Source organism: Streptomyces sp. NBC_01381, assembly GCF_026340305.1.
In the GTDB taxonomy this organism is placed as follows: domain Bacteria; phylum Actinomycetota; class Actinomycetes; order Streptomycetales; family Streptomycetaceae; genus Streptomyces.
In genome coordinates this window covers 4,572,700-4,590,748 of sequence record NZ_JAPEPI010000001.1, presented here as the reverse complement: position 1 = coordinate 4,590,748, position 18,049 = coordinate 4,572,700, and the positions used below count along the sequence as shown (strand labels likewise).

13 protein-coding genes and 1 pseudogene are annotated in these 18,049 nt (G+C 71.4%); 3 read left to right on the top strand and 11 right to left on the bottom strand.

What is annotated here, in order from left to right; translation table 11 throughout:
- Positions 1-19: 19 nt before the first annotated feature.
- A pseudogene (locus OG453_RS21390) lies at positions 20-454 on the top strand (FAD-dependent monooxygenase); the annotation flags it as partial.
- 157 nt (positions 455-611) lie between these two features.
- Here the strand turns inward: OG453_RS21390 and OG453_RS21385 are convergent.
- The 9 genes from OG453_RS21385 to OG453_RS21345 form a co-directional block, all read right to left on the bottom strand.
- On the bottom strand, positions 612-1,229 hold the full coding sequence (locus tag OG453_RS21385; RefSeq protein WP_266869596.1) for a TetR/AcrR family transcriptional regulator: 618 nt from the start codon (positions 1,227-1,229) through the stop codon (positions 612-614).
- Positions 1,230-1,302: 73 nt separating this feature from the next.
- Positions 1,303-2,859: an NAD(P)/FAD-dependent oxidoreductase gene (locus OG453_RS21380; protein WP_266869595.1), complete on the bottom strand. Its 1,557-nt coding sequence runs from the start codon at positions 2,857-2,859 to the stop codon at positions 1,303-1,305.
- A 113-nt stretch (positions 2,860-2,972) separates the two neighbouring features.
- On the bottom strand, positions 2,973-5,210 hold the full coding sequence (locus tag OG453_RS21375; RefSeq protein WP_266869594.1) for a serine/threonine-protein kinase: 2,238 nt from the start codon (positions 5,208-5,210) through the stop codon (positions 2,973-2,975).
- Positions 5,192-6,157 carry an oxygenase MpaB family protein gene (locus tag OG453_RS21370; RefSeq protein WP_266869593.1) on the bottom strand — a complete coding sequence of 322 codons (966 nt, stop codon included), beginning with the start codon at positions 6,155-6,157 and terminating at the stop codon, positions 5,192-5,194. The genes OG453_RS21375 and OG453_RS21370 overlap by 19 nt, the downstream gene beginning before the upstream one ends.
- A 41-nt stretch (positions 6,158-6,198) precedes the next feature.
- Positions 6,199-7,242, bottom strand: a complete 1,044-nt coding sequence (locus OG453_RS21365; RefSeq protein ID WP_266869592.1) for a 2-hydroxyacid dehydrogenase — start codon at positions 7,240-7,242, stop codon at positions 6,199-6,201.
- A gap of 50 nt (positions 7,243-7,292) precedes the next feature.
- A complete protein-coding gene (locus OG453_RS21360; protein ID WP_266869591.1) occupies positions 7,293-7,919 on the bottom strand; it encodes a histidine phosphatase family protein in 627 nt (208 codons plus the stop codon).
- Positions 7,916-9,424 (bottom strand): FGGY-family carbohydrate kinase, encoded by a 1,509-nt coding sequence (locus tag OG453_RS21355; protein ID WP_266869590.1) that lies wholly within the window; start codon positions 9,422-9,424, stop codon positions 7,916-7,918. Before OG453_RS21355 ends, OG453_RS21360 begins: the two co-directional genes overlap by 4 nt.
- Complete coding sequence (locus OG453_RS21350) at positions 9,417-10,979, bottom strand: FGGY-family carbohydrate kinase (protein WP_266869589.1); 1,563 nt, start codon at positions 10,977-10,979, stop codon at positions 9,417-9,419. The genes OG453_RS21355 and OG453_RS21350 overlap by 8 nt, the downstream gene beginning before the upstream one ends.
- Positions 10,980-10,991: 12 nt before the next feature.
- Positions 10,992-12,305: an MFS transporter gene (locus OG453_RS21345; protein ID WP_266869588.1), complete on the bottom strand. Its 1,314-nt coding sequence runs from the start codon at positions 12,303-12,305 to the stop codon at positions 10,992-10,994.
- Positions 12,306-12,558: 253 nt separating this feature from the next.
- Between OG453_RS21345 and OG453_RS21340 the strand changes: the two genes are divergently transcribed.
- Complete coding sequence (locus tag OG453_RS21340) at positions 12,559-13,344, top strand: DeoR/GlpR family DNA-binding transcription regulator (RefSeq protein WP_266869587.1); 786 nt, start codon at positions 12,559-12,561, stop codon at positions 13,342-13,344.
- 20 nt (positions 13,345-13,364) lie between these two features.
- On the opposite strand, the gene OG453_RS21335 is transcribed toward OG453_RS21340, so the two are convergent.
- The gene (locus tag OG453_RS21335; RefSeq protein ID WP_266869586.1) at positions 13,365-14,555 is read right to left on the bottom strand and encodes an acyl-CoA dehydrogenase family protein; all 1,191 of its coding nucleotides are present in this window, start codon (positions 14,553-14,555) and stop codon (positions 13,365-13,367) included.
- Between the two features lie 277 nt (positions 14,556-14,832).
- On the opposite strand from OG453_RS21335, the gene OG453_RS21330 reads away from it, so the two are divergent.
- Positions 14,833-15,750 carry a hypothetical protein gene (locus tag OG453_RS21330; protein WP_266869585.1) on the top strand — a complete coding sequence of 306 codons (918 nt, stop codon included), beginning with the start codon at positions 14,833-14,835 and terminating at the stop codon, positions 15,748-15,750.
- Positions 15,751-15,828: 78 nt separating this feature from the next.
- On the opposite strand, the gene OG453_RS21325 is transcribed toward OG453_RS21330, so the two are convergent.
- Complete coding sequence (locus OG453_RS21325; protein ID WP_266869584.1) at positions 15,829-18,048, bottom strand: NADP-dependent isocitrate dehydrogenase; 2,220 nt, start codon at positions 18,046-18,048, stop codon at positions 15,829-15,831.
- Between the last annotated feature and the right edge of the window lies 1 nt (position 18,049).

Here is an 18,049-nt window from a genome sequence, read left to right as displayed (position 1 = left end):
GACGAGGGAGGGCGCAAGCATGGAACGCACGACGTGCTGTGTGGTGGGCGGCGGGCCGGCCGGAATGATGCTCGGATTGCTGCTCGCAAGGGCCGGTGTCGAGGTCACCGTCCTGGAGAAGCACGGGGACTTCCTGCGTGACTTCCGGGGGGACACCGTCCACCCGTCGACGCTCCGGCTGCTCGACGAGCTCGGCCTCGGCGAACGGTTCGCCCGGCTGCCCGCCCGCAAGCTGCGGGAGATGCGGATGCGCATCGACGGGACCACCGTCGTCGCGGGCGATCTGCGGCACATCCCCGGCCGGCACAAGTACATCGCGATGGTCCCGCAGTGGGACTTCCTCGATCTGCTCGCGGGCGCCGCGGCGCAGGAGCCGTCGTTCACGCTGCGCATGCGGACCGAGGTCACCGGCCTGCGCACCGACGAGGGCGGCCGGGTGACCGGCGTCCACTACACCGACCCGGACGGCACGCTCCGGGGTGACCGCCTTCCGGTGCCGCTGCGGATGCTGCGGAGGGTTCCCGCGCTGCGCACCGTGACGGGATATCTGGGCGGTGTGGGCGTACGTCCCGAGCACGCGCCGGAGTTCGCCCGGCGGTAGGGCCCAGCGCTCAGCCGCGTCGCTCGATCGCGTACAGCGTGAACGTCTCCAGCTCGTTCGCTGCCGCGTCCAGGTCGAGTTCGGGGTGGGCGAGCCAGTGCGCGACCACGCCGTCGATCGAGCCGCCGATGGCGAGGGCCACGGTGGCGGGGTCGAACTCCCTGAACTGTCCGGCCTGCTGCCCTGCGGCGAGGAGGTCGGCCAGGGCGTTCCAGCGGCCCGCCGTGTCGTGGCCGCCCGGCGTCTTGAGCCGGGTGCCGCCCTCGTCGTCGAGGAGCATCTCGGTGATCACGCGCACGTGGCGGCGGTTCGCCTGCTGGTAGCCGATCATCGCGCGTACGTAGGCGACGACGGCCGCGCGCGGGTCGGGCTCGGCGGCCACGCGCTCATTGACGTACGCCGTGAACTCCGCGAGGACGTGCTCCAGCGCCGCCCGGGTGAGGTTGTCCTTGGACGAGAAGTGGTAGAGGACGGCGGCCTTGGACAGGCCCGCCCGCTCCGCGATCGCCGCGAGGGACGTCGCCGGATGGCCCTTGGTGGAGATCAGGTCGATCGTGCACTCGATGAGCTGGCTGCGCCGTGCCTGCTCGGTGAAGGTCGGCGCACCCTGCGCGCGGCGAGCGGCCATCGTGACGCCACCCCTCTCCTGCCTCGCACCCCTGACGACAACGACACATGACCGTACACCAGTCCACCAGCGGCTATTCGCCCATCGCGGCCATGGCTGCGTTGTGCCCGGGGACACCGCTGACCCCGCCGCCGCGCACCGCGCCCGCGCCGCACAGCAGGACGTTCGCGTGCCGCGTCTCCACGCCCCAGGGGCCGGTGCCGTCCTGGGCGTAGGGGAAGGCGAGGTCCCGGTGGAAGATGTTGCCGCCGGGCAGGCGAAGATCCCGTTCCAGGTCGAGCGGGGTCTTCGCCTCGATGCACGGGCGCCCTTCGGCGTCGGTGGCCAGACAGTCGGCGATCGGCTCGGCCAGGTGGGCGTCCAGCTGGGCCAGCGTCGACTTCAGCAGCTCGTCCCGCACCGCGTCGTTGTCCTGCCCGAACAGCCGGGCGGGGGTGTGCAGCCCGAACAGGGTGAGGGTCTGGCAGCCGCGCTCCACGAGGTCGGGGGCGAGGATGCTGGGGTCCGTCAGGGAGTGGCAGTAGATCTCCGACGGCGGCGCGGCGGGCAGCTCACCGGCCGCTGCCTGGGCGTACGCGGCCGCCAACTCCCCATAGCCCTCCGCGATGTGGAAGGTCCCGGCGAAGGCCTCGTACGGGTCGACCGAGGTGTCGCGCAGCCGCGGCAGCCTTTCGAGGAGCATGTTGACCTTGAGCTGGGCGCCTTCGGCCGGGGCGGGCGGTGTGTCACCGAGCAGGGCGGCGAGTTCCTGCGGCGAGGCGTTGACCAGGACGTGCCGGGCGGCGACGGTGGCTTCGCGGTCGGCCGCCCGGTAGGTGACCTCGGCGGTCGTGCCGTCCGTGGCGATGCGGGTGGCCTCGTGGTCGGTGGCGAGCTCGGCTCCGGCCGCACGTGCCGCCGCCGCGAGCGCGCCGGTGAGCGCGCCCATGCCGCCGACGGGCACGTTCCAGTCGCCGGTGCCGCCGCCGATGACGTGGTAGAGGAAGCAGCGGTTCTGGCGCAGGGACGGGTCGTGGGCGTCGGCGAAGGTCCCGATGAGGGCGTCGGTGAGGACGACACCGCGTACGAGGTCGTCGGCGAAGCGCTCCTCGACGGCGACACCGATCGGCTCCTCGAAGAGAACCCGCCAGGCCTCCTCGTCCCCGACCTGCTCGCGCAGCGCCTCGCGGGTGGGCAGCGGTTCGGTGAGCGTGGGGAAGACCCGCTGGGCCACCCGGCCCGTCATCCCGTAGAACTCCCGCCACGCCTCGTACTCCCGCGGCCCTCCGGTGAGCCGCGCGAAGGCCTCCTTCGTCCGCGCCTCGCCGCCGCCGACGAGCAGCCCCGTCGGTACGCCGTCGCGCTCGGTCGGGGTGTACGAGGAGACGGTGCGGGTGCGCACCCGGAAGTCCAGGTCGAGCTCCCGGACGATCTTCCGCGGCAGCAGGCTGACCAGATACGAGTAGCGGGAGAGCCGCGCGTCCACACCGGCGAAGGGCCTGCTGGACACGGCGGCACCGCCGGTCGTGGAGAGCCGCTCCAGGAGCAGGACGGTGCGTCCGGCGCGGGCGAGATAGGCGGCGGCGACGAGTCCGTTGTGACCACCGCCGACGATGACGGCGTCGTATCGATCGCGAGGAGGCATAGCCATTGGTAACACGAGAGGGAGCGCTGGAGCGCCCCATAGGGGCGCGGGGCTGTGACATTTGCGGCTCCGCCGCGTGGGCGCGCCCAGCCACAAAGCACCCGCAGCCGACCCGCGAGTCAATGCCCCCCAGAAGCCCGCTGCTGCCGCAAAGCAGCGACCCTGCGGTACAACTCCACCGCCTCCGTCCCACGCCCCAACTGCTCAAGACAGTGCGCCTCGTCATTACGACTGGCCAGCGCATCAGGATGGTCACCGCCAAGCACCTGCTCCCGCGCGGCAGCGACCCTGCGGTACTCGGTCAGCGCGTCGGCCCAGCGGCCGAGCCAGCCCAGGCCCACGGCGACCTCGCGGCGGCTGACCAGGGTGTCCGGGTGGTCGCCGCCGAGGATCCGCTCACGGATCGCGCAGACGTCGCGCGCCTCGGCCAGGGCCTCCTCCCAGCGGCCCTGCCGGCCCAGGTTCACGCCGAGGCCGTGCCGGGCGCGCAGGGTCTCCGGGTCGGAGGGGCCGTTCACCCGGGTGCGGTCGTCGATCAGGTCGCGGTACAGCTCGAGGGCCTCCCCGCTGCGACCGAGGCGGCCGAGGCTGATCCCCACCTCGTAGCGGGCGGCGAGCGTGTCGGGGTGGTCGGCGCCAAGAGCCCGCACCCGCACGTCGGCGACCTCGCGGTACGTCTGGAGGGCCTCGGGCCAGCGGCCCAACTGGCCGAGGGCGTAAGCGACTTCGTAGCGGGTGACGAGCGTGTCGGGGTGTGTCTCGCCGAGGACGCGCGCGCGGGCCGTCGCGACCTGCCGGGCAAGACGGTAGGAGTCCTCCAGGCGGCCGAGTCTGCTGAGGTTGTACGCCAGGTTGTGCCGGCAGCGCAGGGTGTCGGGATGGTCGGGGCCCGCGGTCCGCTCCCGTACGGCAAGCACGGATGTGTACAGCTGGTGCGCCTCGAAGTGCCGCCCCAACTGCCCCATCACGTACGCCATTTCCTGCCGTGCGGCGAGCGTGTCCGGATGGTCGGGGCCGAGGGTGCGCTCCCGGCCCTGCGCGACGCGGCCGTACTCGCGCAGGGCGTCGGCGGCCCGCCCGGTGCGGCTGAGCGTGAAGCCGACTTCGTAGCGGCTGGCGAGCGTGTCGGGGTGGTCGGGGCCAAGGGCGTGCTCCCGCTCGGCCGCGACCGCGCGGTGGACCTCGCCGGCCTCGGCCCAGCGGCCGAGCCGCCCCAGGCTCAGGCCCGCGTTGTGCCTGCTGGTGAGGGTGGCCACCAACTCCGGGGGCGGCGTGGGCCGTTCGGGCCGGTGCGGCGCGGCGGCCCGGCGCGCGTCGGCGCGCGGGATCCACTCGCCGGTCAGGCCGGCCGCCGCGTCGGGCGGCGTGGTGCGCAGCTCGGATGCGCCGTTCGCCTTGTGGCCCGTCGTCATGCCGCGCGTCCAGGACGGCAGCCGCGGCTCGCGCGAGGGCGGCTGCTCGGGCCGGTGCACGGGCGGGGTGACGACCGTCGGTACGTACGTGGGGACGGTGCGGCCCGCGGTGATGCGGCGGCCCAGCTCCCGTGCGTCCCGCGGGCGTCCGTCGGGCTCCTTGGCGAGCAGGTCGAGGACGATCTTGTCGAAGTACTCGGGAAGTTCGTCGCGGTGGCTGCGCGGCGGCTCGGGCTGAGTGTCCCGGTGCCCGACGAGGACCGCCCAGGCGTCCTCCAGGTCGAACGGCGGGGCGCCGGTGGCGATCTCGTACAGGACGCATCCGAAAGAGTAGAGGTCGCTGCGCTGGTCGACCTGGGCGCCGCTGATCTGCTCGGGCGACATGTAGTGCGGGGTGCCCATCGCGATGCCCGTGCCGGTCAGGCGCGAGGTGAAGCCGATGTCGGCGCCGAGCCTGGCGATCCCGAAGTCGCAGATCTTCACCGTGCCGTCGGTGAGGCGCATGATGTTGGCGGGCTTCAGGTCGCGGTGCACGATGCCCTGTTCATGGGTGTACGCGAGCGCGGCGGCGACCTGGTCGGCGATCTCCACGACGTCCGCGACGGGCAGCGGATGCTGTTTGTTGTCCTCCAGGAGCTGGCTGAGGTTGCGCCCCTCCAGGAGTTCCATGACCAGATAGAGGACGCCGTCGTGCTCCCCGAAGTCATGGACGACGGTGACGCCTCTGTGCTGCAGCGCCGCAGCGACACGGGCCTCGCGCCGGAACCGCTCGCGCAGCACCCGGGTGAAGGACTGGTCGTGCTGGGGCCCGAGGGGCTTGAGGCACTTGACGGCGACTCTGCGCCCCAACGACTCGTCGCGCGCCTGCCACACCTCGCCCATGCCGCCGCGCCCGATGAGATCGAGCAGCCGGTACCGGCCCTGGATCAGCCTGGTGTCCGCCATCTCGTGCCGTCGCCCCCGTTGCCTCGCTGCGCCCTCCCCGGCCCGTCCAGTATGGCTGCCCGGCTGTCGAGTTTGTACGGGGCAGGGCGGCTGCCGGGCCCGAGCCGGGCCATGGCGCGCAGAATGTGCTTGGGGGGAAGTTGCCAGCGTAGACGTGCGGGGACGGTGCGCAGGATGGTGCCGGTGGTGACGAGTCGCCGGGTCACCGTCGCCGGCGGCGGGGCCGTTCTGCCGTACAGCTCGTGGGCGTACGGAGGCAGCGAGGCGTACGCCAGGTTCGCCACCCGCCGCCACAGCAGGGCGCGCGCCGGGACCAACAGCGGGTGGGTCGGCGGTCGTTGGAGGAAGTCGTCGACGTCGCGCGCCTCGGGTCCTGCGGCGAGCTCGGGCCTGACGCGCTCGAAGTACGCGGCGAGTTCGGCGGTCGTCGCGGGGACGTCGGCGGGGTCGAGCCCGACGAGCCGCGCGCTCTCCCGGTGCTCGGCAACATAGCGGTCGGCCAGCTCGTCGGTCAGCCGGAACCCCGACCGGCGTGCGACGTGCAGATAGGAGTCGATCTCCGCGCAGTGCACCCAGAGCAGCAGCTCGGGCTCGTCGACGCGGTACCGCTCCCCCGTGTCCGGGTCGGTGACCTTGAGCATCGTATGGATCTTGCGGACCCGCGCGCCCGCATGCTCGGCCGCCTCGGTGGTGCCGTACGTGATGGTGCCGACGAAGTTCGCGGTACGCATGAGGCGGCCCCAGGCGTCCTTGCGGAAGTCCGAGTTCTGCATGACGCCACGGACCGCGCGCGGATGCAGGGCCTGCAGATACAGGGCGCGCACCCCGGCGACCCACATCATCGGGTCGCCGTGCATCTGCCAGGTCACCGATGTGGGCCCGAAGAGTCCCGGGTCCCCCGGGCCATCGCCTGGACCCCGTCCCGGCGATGAGGATGCCTCGCGCATACAACCACCTCCTCTCGCAGGCTACGCCGCCGAGGTCGGCATCAACCCGCCTTGAACACCTCCGGGTTGGCGCAGTGCACCAACGGCTCACCCCGCAGGTGGCGGCCGACCTCCGCGGCCACGATGTGTGCCGCCTTGTGCGCGACCTGCTGGCTGCCGCCCGCGATGTGCGGGGTGAGGACGACACCGGGGGCGGTAAGGAGACGGGAGTCGGCGGGCAGCGGCTCCTCGGGGAAGACGTCGAAGCCCGCTCCGGCGAGGTGACCCGAGTCGAGCGCGTCGCAGACGGCGTCGTAGTCGAGCAACGCGCCGCGGGCGCAGTTGACCAGGACCGACCCGCGGGGCATCGCGGCGATCTGCGCGCGGCCGATCATGCCCTTGGTCTCGTCGGTGACGCGGGCGTGCAGGGAGACCATGCGCGAGCGGCGGAGCAGCTCGTCCAGGGAGACCTGCTCCGCGACACCGGCCAGCGCATCGGGCCGTACGTAGGGGTCGTGCACCAGGACTTCGGCGCCCATGGCACGCAGGACCTTGGCGACCCGGCTGCCGATGGCGCCGTAGCCGATCAGGCCGACGGTGGCGCCGTCGATCTCGATGCCGCAGTTGTCGTAGTCGTAGTAGTCGCCGCGCCAGGTGCCCTTGCGCAGGTCGGTGTGGGTGTCGCCGACGCCGCGGGCGGCGGCGAGCAGCAGGGTGAGGGTGTGTTCCGCGGTGGCGGTGGCGTTGCGTCCTGGGGCGTAGCAGACCGCCACGCCATGCCGGGTCGCGGCGTCGAGGTTGGCGTTGACCGGGCCGCCGCGGCTGGTGCAGAACAGCTTCAGGTCAGGGCAGTTGGCGAGGATGCGCTCGGTGAGCGGGCCGTGCTCGGTGACGCAGATCTGTACGCCCTGGAGCGCCTCGATCATCTCGTCCTCGCTGCCGGATGCCTCGATGACCTCGGCGACCGGGCCGAACGGGGTGTGCGGCCAGGGGAACTGGAGCTCGCGGACGTCCAGCGGCAGCTCCCCGGCGGCGTCCCGCACGGCCTGGGTGAACAGGCTCGGGCGGATGAAGTGGTTGCCTGCGGCGAGGACGGTGGTGCTCATTGGGCGGGTGTCTCCTGAAGAGCGGTGCGGGTGGGTGGCCGGTCCGTGGATCAGTGGAAGTCGGGGGTCTGGTCCGTCGCGGGGGCGTTGAGACGCAGCAGTGCGGTCTGCCCGTCCTCGACGCGGATCTCCGTGAGCGCGCCGTTGAGCAAGTGGGGGAAGACCCTGCGGTAGTCGGCGAGCGGGATGCCGAGGAGGTGGCAGAGCATGACGCGGACGAGGGTGGAGTGGGCGACGAGGAGGACCCTGCCGTTCGGCTCTTCGCGGGCGATGTCGGCCAGGCACTCGGCGGCACGTGCGGCGGCCTTGCGCGGGTCCTCGCCGCCGGGCAGATGGTTGCCGACCGGGTCGTCGAGGAAGGCCGCCAGCCGCTCGGGGAAGCGCTGTCGCATCTCTTCCCTGGTCAGACCGTCGCCTTGGCCGAAGTCGAGTTCGTAGAGACGCTCGTCCACGCGCGGGGTGAGGCCGCAGGCCTCGGCGGCGGGGGCCGCGGTGAGCCGGGCGCGGGAGAGCGGGGAGCTCCAGACGGCCGTGAGCCCTGCGGTGACGGCCCACTCGGCGAGCGCGCCGGCCTGCTCGCGTCCGTGCGGGGTGAGGGGCACATCGGTGCGTCCCGCGTAGCGGTTCTCCGCGTGCCAGACGGTTTCGCCATGGCGTACGAGGATGAAGTCGGTCACTGCGCTGCCCTCCTGCGGGCGTGGTCGGCCACGGTCTGGTCGAGCCAGCCACGGCGGGTGAGTTCGTCGATGAAGCGGAGGTAGACGGGGAGGTAGCGGGCGGTGCGGTCCGGCGATGGGCGGATCTCCGCGCCGATCCCGACCATGGCGGCGGCCGCCTCCTGGAGGCCGGCTCCGGAGGAGGTGGCGGCGAGCACCGCCATGCCGATGGCGCCCTCGGCCTGTTCCGGCAGGCGTACGGGACGCCCGAGGACCTCGGCGCGCAGGCGGCACCAGTAGCGGTTGCGGGCGCCGCCGCCGGTGAGGGTGAGCGGTCCGTCGACGGGCGCGCCGAGGTGGTCGAGGTAGTCGAGGCAGAGCCGTTCCAGGCAGGCCACGCCGAGCAGATAGGCGTGGAACTCGGCCGCGCGGGTGGGGACTTGCCCGAGGATGAAGGGTTCGGCTTCGGGGGCGCGGAAGGGGAAGCGTTCACCGCCGGTGGAGACCAGGGGGTAGGCGACCGCGTCCGGGTCGAGCGCGGCGGCCTGCTCGGTGAGCAGGTCCAGGTTCTCGCCGTGGAAGTGCTGGGAGAGGACACCGGCGCCGCTGCTGGACGCGCCGCCCGGAAGCCAGCTCTCGCCCGGTCCGCGGTGGCAGTACACGACGCCCGCCGGGTCGCGGATCAGGTGCGGGCTGCTGCCCTTGAGGACGAGGGTGGTGCCGAGGACCGAGTTCCAGGAGCCGGGCTCCAGGGCTCCGGCGCCGATCTGGGCGGCGCAGCCGTCGGTCATTCCGGCGACGAGTGCGGTGCCCTCGGGGATGCCGGTGGCTGCCGCCGCCTCGGCGCACACGGTTCCCAGGATGCTGCCGGGGCGTACGACGTCCGGCAACAGGCCGTCGGGGACGCCCAGTTCGGCCATGACCTTGTGCGGCCAGCCCTCCTCGACCAGGTGGTAGCCGGTCTTGAGGGCATGACTGGCGTCGGAGGCGACCTGACGTCCGGCAAGCCGCCAGGTGATCAGGTCGACCTGGTGCAGCAGCCGGACGCCCGCGCCGGACGCCGCGGCCTCATGGTCCAGGAGCCAGCGCAGCTTCGGCAGCGCCCAGGACGGCTGCATGCTGCGGTAGCCGAGCTCCCGCCAGACCGCCCCGCCGGCCTCGTTGACGGTCGCCGCCTGGTCGGCGGCGCGCCCGTCGTCGTACATCAGGCCGGGGGTGAGCGGCCTGCCTGCGGTGTCGGCGAGCAGGATCGTCCCGGAGGTGCCGTCGATCGCGAGCCCGCGGATCCGTCGGGCGTCGAGTCCGCCCAGGGCTTCGCGGCAGGCGGCGGACAGTGCGGTCCACCACTGTTCGGGGTCCTGCTCGTGGCGTACGCCGTCGCGGTGGCCGGCCAGCGGACGGGAGGCGGCGGCTAGGAGCCGGCCGGTGCCGTCGACGGCCACACAGCGGGCACTTTGGGTGCCGAGGTCGAGGCCCAGCCAGATGCCGTCGAGGGGCGCGTGGCCGGCGGAAGGGACGTCAGGCACGGAGGCCTCCTGGGGTGGTGGGGATGCTGTCGCCGTCATGCGGGGTGCCGCCCGGCCCTGTGGCACCGCTCCCCCGCCATACCGCACCGCCCCGCCAGCCGGCCTCGCGAGCGATCGTCCGCCGGCCGATGAAGTCTTCGTACAGGGCGGCGTAGAACTGCGCACGTTCCGGGTCGGGTTCCCAACTGCTCTGCATCCGGACGTACTTGGCGGCGGCGGTATGCATGCTGCTCTCGGCGCCGGTGCGGACGAGGCCGGTGAGGAAGGCGCCCTTGGCGCCCAGTTCGGTGTCGCCGGAGCGGGCGGTCGGCACACCCGTCGCGTCGGCGATCAGCGCGCACCACGCGTCGCTGTTGGCGCCGCCGCCGCACAGCCGCAACTCGCTCACGTGCGTACGGGCCGCGGCCAGCGAGTCGCGCAGGACCAGTGAGAGCCCGTCGAACACGGCGCGGGCCAGGTCGGCGCGCGAGTGCTCCAGGGACAGGCCCCAGAAGGAGCCGCGGGCCCGCGGGTCGAGGAACGGCGCGCGTTCGCCGGCCGGGGAGAGGTAGGGCAGGAACAGCAGTCCGCGGGCGCCGGGTTCCGATGCGAAGGCGAGCCGCGCCAGTTCCGGCGGTCCGGCAAGACCCAGCATCTGTGCCGCCCAGCCGAGCACCTCGGCGCCGTTGAGGGTCGGGAATGCGCGCAGCACCCGCTCGCGGCCGCGGTAGGCGATGTTGATGCCGGACGGTTCGCCGCTGGTGTCCACGTCCGTGCGGACGATCTCCGTGCACAGGGTGGTGCCGAGGATGCTGCACGCCTGGCCGGGGTTGACCACGCCGACGCCGCGGGCGGTGGCGGCGATGTCGTACGGGGACATCACGACCGGAAGACCGGCGGGCAGCCCCAGTTGGCCTGCCGCCTCGCCGGTGATCTCGGCGATCCGCTCCGACTCCCCGAGGACGGTTGGCAGGAGGCGGTGGTAGGCGCCCAGGCCGAACAGGTCGAGGATCCGCGGGTCGTACTGGCCGGTTGCGTGGTCGAGGAACGGGGCGGACGCGTCGGATTCGTCGCAGGCGCTGACACCGGTGAGGCGCAGGAAGAGCCAGCCCGCGGCGGTGAGCGAGGTGCTTGAGCGCGCGAGGCGGTCCGGGTCGTGGGCGGCGAGCCAGCTGAAGAGGGCGTTGGGCATGCCGGCGCAGGTCAGCGAGCCGTTGCGGCGGAAGGCCGCTTCGAGGACACCCTCGCGCTGCCAGGCGGTGAGCTGGTCCCCGGCCCGGCCGTCGGACCACAGGATGGCGGGTCCGGTGGGGCGGCCGCGCTCGTCGACGAGCCAGGCGCCGTCGCCCTGGGCGGTGAAGGACACCAGCCAGACGGGGTCGGCGAGACCTGACAGCACACCGCGGACGGTGTGGACGACGGCGTTCCAGACGGCGTCCATGTCCTGTTCCGCCCAGCCGGGGTGGGGCCGAAGCACTTCGGTGGCGAGCCGGGAGACCGCGATCTCCTTGCCCTGGTCGTCGAAGACGACCGACTTGATCATCGTGGTGCCGACGTCAATGGTCAGTACGGACATCAGTGGGACCTTTCACGCCGGGGTCGATGCGGCGGCGGGCTCGGCGTCCGGCGAGGCACCGGCCGCCTCCGCCGCACCCGCCTCGTCCGGCAGCTTCAGGAAGTGTGCGAGCACGCTGCTCACCGCATGCATCCCCGCGAATATCCAGACCACCCCTGTGACGCCGAGCGGCCCGACGAAGACCGTGACGATCGCGGGGCCGACGAAGGTGCTGGCTCCGGCGCCCAGGTTGAGCGCGGCGAGCGCCTGCCCCTTGTGCCGCGGCTCCAGCGAGGGCACAAGCGCAGAAAGCGGTACATATCCGGCCAGCGTAGCGCCGTAGAAGGCGGCGACCAGCAGGGCGAGGGGGAAGTTGTCGCCCGCGGCGTTCGGGACGTAGAAGAGCAGCAGCGTGCTGACCGTGCAGCCGGCTCCGCCGAACCAGGCGATGGTCCGGCGCCAGCCGAACCGGTCGCCGATCACGCCGAAGAGCAAATTGGCGAAGATGTTGGTCGCGAACATCGCGCTGAGCAGATGCAGCCACTCGGTGAGGCTGAAGCCGACCGTCTTCGTGAAGTGGATCGGCATGATCACGAAGAAGCCGAACTGCGAGGCCGTGTTGATGACCCGGGCGAGCGATCCCGCGCCGACCCGCGGATTGCGCCACAGGACCGTGACGCTGCCGAGGAGCGTGGCGAGCGGCCCCTCGCCCTCGCCGCGCGGCTGCTTCCCGCCCCGGTCGTCACGGACGAGCAGCAGGGCGATGAGACCGCCCGCGGCCACCAGAGCCAGCGCGGACCACAGCGTGGCGTACGCGCCGATCGTCGGAATGAGTCCGCTGGCGACCAACGAGCCGAGGGTGGGCAGACCGCCGGTGAAGGCGAACCAGAACCAGCCCATGGCCGTGCCGAGACGGGCGCGCGGCGCCACCGAGGCGATCCAGACCAGGAATCCGTAGGCGAACAGCGGGTAGCCCAGGCCCCGCAGGCCGTACCCGAGCATCATCAGCGGATAGCTCGTCATGGGGATGGCCAGGACGAGGAAGAGGAGCTGGAAGACGCCCCAGATGCCCAGACCGGTCCACATGACGCGGCGCGGGCCCCACAGGTCCGACAGCACTCCGGAGAGCCAGGCGGCGATGGCGGCGGCGGCGCCGTAGACGGTGAACAGGAGCGCGACCCGGGGCTGCGAGATGCCCTCGTCGATCAGGTACGGCGAGAGATAGCCGGACTCGACCCCGTCTCCGATCATGAAGAGGAGCAGCCCGAGGTAGCCCCAGGCGAGGGTCGGTGGAATGCCCAGGCGTGTGATCAGCGGACGCGGAGGAGGGGGCGAAGATGTCGGCATCGACTCTTCCCCTTTCTGCGGCGGGGGCAGGAGGGAGGGACGAGCTGATGGAACAGCTGGCCTGAAAGGCGAGTCAATGGCGGCCGGAATCTTCCCATCAGGGCGGCGACCTGCCGTGTTGCGTCGTACCGGAGTCGCTCGTCGACGCCGCTCTCCTCGGCAGAGGTACGTTAAATCCGTGCGAACATAACGCGGCGAGTTCACACGCGTGCCGCGCACAGCACACGGCACGGACGCCGGAGGGAGCCCTGCGATGGACCGGGTCGAGGCCCAGGAAGACCGGCGACGGCAGATGCGGGAGGCCGTCGTCGGTCGTGGCTTCGTGCGGACGGCGGACCTCGCCGAGGAGTTCGGCGTCAGTCTGATGACCGCGCACCGCGATCTGGACGCCCTTCAGTCACAGGGCTGGCTGCGCAAGGTGCGGGGCGGTGCGACCGGGCTGCCTTCGGCGCAGTTCCACGGCAGCGTCGCGGAGCGGATGGCCACCATGGCGCAGACCAAGCAGCTGCTCGCGCGGGCCGCCGCGACACTGCTCGTGCCGGGCCAGACGGTACTGCTCGACGACAGCACGACCTGTCTGCTCCTTGCGCACCAGGCCACCGAGCACACCCCGCTGACCGTGATCACCAACTCGCTGCCCGCCGTCACCACGCTCGCGAAGGAACCCGGCATCTCGCTGATCACGCTGGGCGGCGCGTACTTCCCGGCGTACGACGCGTTCATGGGCCTGCACACCGCGGACGCGGTCCGCGCCTTTCGCGCCGACGTCCTGTTCATGTCCACGACGGCCGTCACCAACGGCCGCTGCTATCACACCTCGCCGGAAACGGTGCAGGTCAAGCGGGCGATGATGGAGTGCGCCGCGCGCCGGGTACTGGTCGCGGACCACACCAAGTTCTGCAAGGACGGGCTGTACGCCCTTGCACCACTGACCGACTTCGATCTGCTGATCGTGGACGACGGCCTGGCGGCGGAGCAGGTGCGCGCGATCCGCGCGGCCGGCACCGAGGTGATGGTGGTGCCGGGCCGCGATCAGTGAAGGGTCGGGGCCGGGCAGCGTCAGCGACGCACCCGCGGCATGCCGAGCCCGATCCAGGAGATGATCTCCCGCTGGATCTCGTTGTTGCCGCCGCCGAAGGTGAAGATGACGGCGCTGCGGTAGCCGCGCTCCAGTTCGCCGTGGAGCACCGCGCCCGCGGAGCCCTCCTTCAGGGCGCCGGCCGCGCCGACGATCTCCATGAGCCAGGCGTACGCGTCGCGGCGGGCCTCTGAGCCGTACACCTTGACGGCGGAGGCGTCCTGGGGGGTGAGGGTGCCTTCCTGGACGGCGTTCACCATCTGCCAGTTGAGGAGTTTCATCGCGTCCAGCTTGGTGTGGGTCCTGGCCAGGCGCTGGCGGACCCAGCCCAGGTCGATGACGCGGCGGCCGTCGGCGAGCTTGGTGTCGGCGGCCCAGCGCTGCACGTTGTGGAAGGCGCGGATGGCCATGGTGCCGTGGGCGGCGAGGGTGACGCGTTCGTGGTTGAGCTGGTTGGTGATGAGCCGCCAGCCCTTGTTCTCGTCGCCGACGCGGCGCGAGACGGGGACGCGGATGTTCTCGTAGTAGCTGGCCGTGGTGTCGTGCGAGGCAAGGGTGTTGATGATGGTGCAGGAGTAGCCGGGGTCGGACGTCGGTACGAGGAGCATGGTGATGCCCTTGTGCGGCGGGGCGTCCGGGTCGGTGCGGACGGCGAGCCAGACCCAGTCGGCGGTGTCGCCGTTGGTGGTCCAGATCTTCTGGCCGTTCACCGTGTAGTGGCCGGTGGCCTCGTCGCCGTCCCTGACCGCCTTGGTCTTCAGGGCTGCCAGGTCGGTGCCCGCGTCGGGCTCGCTGTAGCCGATCGCGAAGTCCAGTTCCCCGGAGAGGATCCTCGGCAGGAAGTACGTCTTCTGCTCCTCCGTGCCGAACTGCATGATCGTCGGCCCGACGGTGTTGAGGGCCATCAGCGGCAGCGGGACCCCGGCCTGGGCGGCCTCGTCGAAGAAGATGAACTGCTCCATGGGCGTGAGCCCGCGGCCGCCGTACTCCTTGGGCCAGCCGACGCCGAGCCAGCCGTCGGTGCCGAGACGGCGGACGGTCTCCCGGTAGAACCGCTTCTGCGCCGCGGGGTCGGCGTACCTGGCATAGGCGTTGTCGGGCACAAGCTCGGCGAAGTAGGCGCGCAGTTCGGTGCGCAACTGCCGCTGTTCAGGCGTGTATTCGAGGTGCACGGCCCCTCCTGCGTTCGCTTGCTCCGGTGGCCTCGGACGGCCTCGGACTGACGGCGCACACAGTAGAACTCGTTTCAGAAATAGGGAATGGCAGCGGTACAGGACGGTGGCGCGTGTGGCGCGTGGTGTTCCTCGAATGGATCCCAGTCTGGACATTGTCTCGGTTTGGTCTCGGTCGGAAATTCGATGAGTGCGGAGGAGTCAGACGCCCGTACTCACGCTACGAACGCGCCGAACAGCGCGGAGCAACCAAGGCAACGACTCGAGGAGAACTCCGATGCTCAGCAAGAACACCGCCTTCTTCGCCTCCTTCGCCGCGGCAGGAGCCCTGCTGCTCTCCGCCTGTGGCGGCGGCGATGACGGATCAGACGCCGCGAAGGCCCCGGACGCGAAGTCCTCCAACTCCGCACCCGCGGCCGACGGTTCCATGGACCTCGCGCTCAAGTCCGGTACGGCCGCGCAGAACGACGCGCCCAAGAAGACCGGCGACTGGGCGAACCCGCCCGGCAAGCCCGCGACGAAGCCGGTGCAGCGCAAGTGGGTCCAGCTGTCGGCGGCCAAGGCCGGCGCGCTCGACCCGGTCGTCGTCAACGGCTCCGGCTTCACCCTCTACCGCTTCGACAAGGACACCGCGTCGCCCTCCAAGTCCACCTGTAACGGCGCCTGCGCGACCACCTGGCCGCCGGTCCTCGTCGACCCCGGGAGCAAGATCTTCGTCGACGGCGTACGGCCGTCGGACGTCGGTGTGGTCAAGCGTGACGACGGCACCCGTCAGGTCACCGTCGGCGGCTGGCCGGTGTACCGCTTCAGCAAGGACCTCAAGCCCGGCGACACCAACGGGCAGGGCGTGGGCGGCACTTGGTTCGGCGTCCAGCCAGGCGGCCAGAAGTCCGGCGTGCCCGCCGATGCCGCGCCCGCCGAGACGCCGGACGCCGCGCAGGCGGCGCCCGCGAGCAGCGCGATCCTCTTCGACGACGCCAACTTCTCGGACAACGGGCCCGCGCAGGGCGTCGCCGGTGCGGGCTGCCAGAACGTGGCACGCCCCGAGGTGACGTCGTCCATCTCGGTGAGCGGTTCGATGAAGCTCTGGACCGGCGCCGACTGCAAGGGCACGTCCAAGGTGATCAACGGCGACGTGGCCGATCTGTCTTCCATCGGCTTCGACAACAAGATCCGCTCGGTGGCCTTCGGTTAGACCTCGCAGCAGTGACATACGACGCCGCCCCGGCCGCACAAGTGCGGCCGGGGCGGCGTCGGTTCAGGCGGAAGGCGCTCAGCCGAGGATGGCGAGGGCCTTGTTCAGCGTGGCCGACGGGCGCATCACGGACGCCGCCTTGGCCGGGTCGGGCTGGTAGTAGCCGCCGATGTCGGCCGGCGAGCCCTGGACCGCGATCAGCTCGTCGACGATCGTCTGCTCCTGCTCGGCCAGCGTCTTGGCCAGCGGGCCGAACGCCTCGGCGAGCTGCGCGTCGGCGGTCTGCTTGGCCAGCTCCTGGGCCCAGTACAGGGCCAGGTAGAAGTGGCTGCCGCGGTTGTCGATGCCACCGAGGCGACGGCTCGGCGACTTGTCGTTCTCCAGGAACGAGGCGGTCGCGCGGTCGAGCGTGTCGGCCAGGATCTGGGCACGCGCGTTGTCCGTCGTCTGCGCCAGGTGCTCGAAGCTGGACGCAAGGGCGAGGAACTCACCAAGACTGTCCCAGCGCAGGTAGTTCTCCTTGACCAGCTGCTGGACGTGCTTCGGCGCGGAGCCGCCGGCGCCCGTCTCGAAGAGGCCGCCGCCGTTCATCAGCGGGACGATCGAGAGCATCTTGGCGCTGGTGCCGAGCTCGAGGATCGGGAACAGGTCCGTCAGGTAGTCGCGCAGTACGTTGCCGGTGACCGAGATGGTGTTCTCGCCGCGGCGGATGCGCTCCAGGGAGAACTTGGTCGCCTCGACCGGCGACATGATCTCGATCTGCAGGCCCTCGGTGTCGTGCTCCGGGAGGTACGCCTTGACCTTCTCGATGAGCTGCGCGTCGTGCGCGCGGTTCTCGTCGAGCCAGAACACGGCCGGGTCACCGGTCGCGCGGGCGCGGGAGACGGCGAGCTTGACCCAGTCGCGGATCGGCGCGTCCTTGGCCTGGCACATGCGGAAGATGTCACCGGGGGCGACGGTCTGCTCCAGGACGACGTTGCCGGCCTCGTCGAGCGCGCGCACCGTACCGGCGGCGGCGATCTCGAAGGTCTTGTCGTGGCTGCCGTACTCCTCGGCCTTCTGCGCCATCAGGCCGACGTTGGGCACCGAGCCCATGGTGGCCGGGTCGAAGGCGCCGTGGGCGCGGCAGTCGTCGATGACGACCTGGTACACGCCGGAGTAGCTGCTGTCGGGCAGCACGGCCAGGGTGTCGGCCTCGCCGCCGTCCGGGCCCCACATGTGGCCGGACGTACGGATCATCGCGGGCATCGAGGCGTCGACGATGACGTCGGACGGCACGTGCAGGTTGGTGATGCCCTTGTCGGAGTCGACCATCGCGAGCTCGGGGCCCTCGGCGATCTCGGCCTCGAAGGACGCCTTGATCTTCGCGCCGTCGGGCAGGGCGTCGAGGCCGTTGAGGATGCCGCCGAGGCCGTCGTTCGGGCTCAGGCCCGCGGCCGCGAGCGTCTCGCCGTACGCGGCGAAGGTCTTCGGGAAGAAGGCGCGCACGACGTGACCGAAGATGATCGGGTCGGAGACCTTCATCATCGTGGCCTTGAGGTGCACGGAGAACAGCACGCCGTCGGCCTTGGCCTTGGCGATCTGCGCGCTGAGGAACTCGCGCAGCGCGGCCACGCGCAGCACGGACGCGTCGACGACCTCGCCCGCGAGGACCGGTACGGACTCGCGCAGGACGGTGGTCGCGCCGTCCTCACCCGTGAACTCGATGCGCAGCGAACCGGCGTCGGTGATCGTCGTGGACTTCTCGGTGGAGCGGAAGTCGTCGGCGCCCATGGTGGCGACGTTCGTCTTCGATTCGGCCGTCCAGGCGCCCATGCGGTGCGGGTGCGCCTTGGCGTAGTTCTTGACCGACGCGGGGGCGCGGCGGTCGGAGTTGCCCTCGCGCAGGACCGGGTTCACGGCGCTGCCCTTGACCTTGTCGTACCGGGCGCGGATGTCCTTCTCCGCGTCGGTCTTCGGGTCGTCCGGGTAGTTCGGCAGCGCGTAGCCCTGCGACTGCAGCTCGGCGACGGCCGCCTTCAGCTGCGGGATCGAGGCCGAGACGTTCGGCAGCTTGATGATGTTCGCGCCGGGCGTCTTGGCCAGCTCGCCGAGCTCGGCCAGGGCGTCGTCGATGCGCTGGCTCTCCTCGAGGAACTCGGGGAAGAGGGCGATGATGCGCCCCGCCAGGGAGATGTCACGGCTCTCCACATTGACCCCGGCCGTCGAGGCGTAGGCCTCGATCACCGGCAAGAACGAATACGTCGCCAGGGCCGGGGCCTCGTCAGTGTGGGTGTAGATGATGGTCGAGTCAGTCACC